Genomic DNA, 2,560 nt, shown 5'->3' with positions numbered 1-2,560 from the left:
TTCCCACACCGCCGGTCGAGCCTCCGAAGACTCCGGTCGTCGAGTCCCCTCCCCCCGTCACGCCGCCCACGGTCAAGCCGCCCGTGAAGCAGGCCGGAGTCCGTGGGCCGACGCGCCTGCGCAACCCGACCCAGCCGTCCGCGATCGACGCCCTCCGCGAAGCCCGCGCGGCGCTCGCCGCGCGAGATCCGGACAGGGCGGTCCGCATGGCCCAGCGCAGCTACACGGAGCAGGACAACCTGGCCGCGCACCTGCTGGCGATCCGCGTCCGCTGCCAGACGCGGGACCTGGCGAACTCGCTCGCGGAGTCGCGCAAGGTGACCGCCCGGGAGCGGCAAGAGGTCGCCTCCGAATGTCAGACGTATGATATCGAATTGCCGCCCTGAGCAGGTTCCCCGCCACACGCGGGGCAGGCCCGGGTGAGGAATCGCACGTGAAAATCGTCGTCGCAGTGGCCGTACTGTCCGCTGTCCTGGGCACCCTGCCCGCCCGGGCCGCGGCCCCCGTCGAAGCCGGCAAGGTGTTCGTGGGACCGCAGGGCGAACAGGTGGCGCTCGTGCCGCTCACGCCGCGCGACCAGAAGAAGTTCCTCGTGCGCATCCAGGGCACGGGCTCCGTGCTGGACGGGCTCGTGCTCCCCTACGTGGCCAAGGACTGGAGCAGCGTCAGCGCCTCGCGCGTGAGCTACACCACCCAGTGGCACGGCCGGAACTACTCGCCGCTCGTCACCGTGGGCACGCGTGTGGAGCTGCACTGGCCCGGCGGCCCCGGCAACGGCATCGCCGTCCAGTACGACGAGGCGCGCTCGCAGAAGCTCAAGCCGGAGGAGGTCTACGCGCAGCACCAGCAGCAGACCCAGAGCGGCCAGCTCGCGAAGCTGATGGCCTTCGACCGCAAGGCCGAGGAAGCGGTCCACGACACCGCCTACGCGGAAGCGCTCCAGGCCATGAACACCGCCTGCGGCACGTCCGCGGCGGGCGCCATCGACTGGGCCACCGTCACGGAAGCGCAGCTCAAGGATGTGAACATCACCCGCTTCTGCGGCTTCCCGCTCACCGCGCTGAAGACGATGTGCGGCACGTCCGAGGAAGCCCGCCGCACGGTGAAGGCCCGCCTCCAGCACCTCGACTGCCGCCTCGGCGCGGCCCTGGAGCCCACCCTGCAAGGAGACCGCTTCGTGTGGACCACGTCCCCGGAGGCCTCCAACCAGGAGAAGGCCGCCACCCGCTACTTCAAGAAGCACCTCTAGCCCGCGCCCGCACACCCATGACCTTCCAGCGCATCCTCACCGTCGCCCTGCTGCTCGGCTCCAGCACCACCGCCGCCGTCGAACCGCCCTGGGGCAAGGCGGAGAACCTGGGGCAGCGCATGCACCTGGAGGCCACCTCCGTGTGCACCGACGGCAAGGGCCACTACTTCGTCTCCGTCCCCCGCGAGGACACGGAGAACCTGGAGGACCGGCTCTACTACGGCGACGCGAAGCAGCTCGTCGAGGTGCCCCGTCCCCAGGGCTTCCTCTCCTCAGAGAACTTCCTGGACCCGCGCTTCTACAACCGGCACGGCACCCCCGACTACCAGGGCCGCGACCTGCGCGTGTACTCGGAGCTGTCCGCGGACGTGAAGGAGCGAACCTGTTCGCTGCGCTGTGGCGAAACCAAGGTGCGCCTGGAGATGCTCCCGGGCGCGGAGGCGCGGGAGCTGCTGCGCAAGGCCACCTACGCCCCCAACCCGCAGAAGTACGTCCCGCACGCGCTGCTGCGCGACTCGAAGGGCACGTACTACTACGTGGACAAGGGCTCCTCGTCCTCGGACTCGCGCAACTTCCGGGTGTTCATCGGGCCGCGCGGCGACATGAAACCGCAGAAGATGACCAACGTGGTGTCGGACTCCGAAGGGGAGATCTTCACCACGAAGCGCGGCGAGCTGCGGCTCGTCATCGACCGCGCGCAGACGCCCATGTGGGTCGAGGGCCCGCGCAAGGAGGTCAGCCTGCGCAACGTGCCCGTGGAGCAGAACCTGCCGCTCATCTACAACGAGCTGGGCGTCTACACGGGCATCCGGCTGGGCACGCCCTGCGACGACCAGTAGCGCGCCCGCGTCAGACGCGGACCAGCACCGCGAGCTGGTGCGCGCCGATGCCCAGGCCCACCAGCACCAGGTACTTCGTGCGCAGCTCGCGCTGGAACCGGGCCAGCGTCACCGGCATCGACGCGTGCACCATGTTGCCCAGCTCCTCGAAGGTATCCAGGTACTCGCGCGGGCGGATCTGCTGGGCCCAGTGGTCCATCAGCTTGCGCGTGGCCTGGTGCGAGATGAGCGTCACCTCGTCCGGGGTGATACCGTGCTTCGCCAGCAGCCGGGCAATCAGCTGGGGCGGCCCGTTCATCCCCGACTTGAGGAACGCCTGGATGCCGCCCGTGGGCGCGATGCCGTAGGTCGGGTGCGCGAGGCCTGACTCCGGGCGCACGCCCAGCACCATCGCGCCGTACTCGTCGCTGAAGGTGTCCGCCGCCCAGTCCACGAGGACGAGCCGGCCTCCGGGCCCCGCTTCCCCCACCAC

3 protein-coding genes and 1 pseudogene are annotated in these 2,560 nt (G+C 70.0%); 3 read left to right on the top strand and 1 reads right to left on the bottom strand.

Annotated elements, in window-relative coordinates; all coding sequences use genetic code 11:
• The 3 genes and pseudogenes from D7X12_RS43320 to D7X12_RS40720 form a co-directional block, all read left to right on the top strand.
• Positions 1–386: pseudogene (locus D7X12_RS43320) on the top strand (hypothetical protein); the annotation flags it as partial.
• Positions 387–433: 47 nt separating this feature from the next.
• A complete protein-coding gene (locus D7X12_RS40725; RefSeq protein ID WP_120630485.1) occupies positions 434–1,249 on the top strand; it encodes a hypothetical protein in 816 nt (271 codons plus the stop codon).
• Between the two features lie 17 nt (positions 1,250–1,266).
• A complete protein-coding gene (locus tag D7X12_RS40720) occupies positions 1,267–2,088 on the top strand; it encodes a hypothetical protein (protein ID WP_120630484.1) in 822 nt (273 codons plus the stop codon).
• Between the two features lie 10 nt (positions 2,089–2,098).
• On the opposite strand, the gene D7X12_RS40715 is transcribed toward D7X12_RS40720, so the two are convergent.
• Positions 2,099–2,560, bottom strand: a 462-nt coding sequence (locus D7X12_RS40715; protein ID WP_279637298.1) for a 3-oxoacyl-[acyl-carrier-protein] synthase III C-terminal domain-containing protein, incomplete at its 5' end; no start/stop codon positions are given.

Origin of the sequence: Corallococcus sicarius (assembly GCF_003611735.1) — a bacterium.
In the GTDB taxonomy this organism is placed as follows: domain Bacteria; phylum Myxococcota; class Myxococcia; order Myxococcales; family Myxococcaceae; genus Corallococcus; species Corallococcus sicarius.
Note: the sequence above shows the minus strand (reverse complement) of the source record. Positions and strands in the feature narration are given on the sequence as shown.